The 437-nt window shown below is 66.4% G+C and carries 1 pseudogene; it reads right to left on the bottom strand.

Annotation, left to right across the window (positions count from 1 at the left end):
* Positions 1-437, bottom strand: a pseudogene (locus tag GSQ76_RS09140) (hypothetical protein); the annotation flags it as partial.

Raw genomic sequence — 437 nt, 5'->3', positions numbered from 1 at the left:
GGCGAAGTTGAGGTTGGTGATGTCGATCACGTCGCTGCCACCGAAGGTCTTGATCGTGTCGGTGGTCAGACCCGCCGCGGTGTCGGTGAAGGTATCGCCGAACCCACTATAGCCCACCAGCGTGTCGGCGCCCAACCCGCCGGTTAGTGTCTGGTTGGCTGCGGCCGCCGTGATCGTGTCCGCGCCCGAACTGCCGATCGCAGAGACGAACGCCAGCGGGCTGAGGGAGAGGTTGGTCGCAGCATCCAACTGGACCGTCAGGTTGTGATCGGCCGCGTTCAGACTGACGGTCCCACCCGTCGTGATTTCCAGCGTCGTCTTGCCCGTGCCGCCGTTGATGGCCGCGCCGGCCAGGTCGGAGGACGCCTGGACCAGTGCCGTGCCGCCACCGCACACCACCGACTCAGTGGCGCCGCCAATGATGACGGTGTCGGTGC

Source organism: Acidisphaera sp. L21 (assembly GCF_009765685.1).
GTDB lineage: Bacteria > Pseudomonadota > Alphaproteobacteria > Acetobacterales > Acetobacteraceae > LMUY01.
Note: the sequence above shows the minus strand (reverse complement) of the source record. Positions and strands in the feature narration are given on the sequence as shown.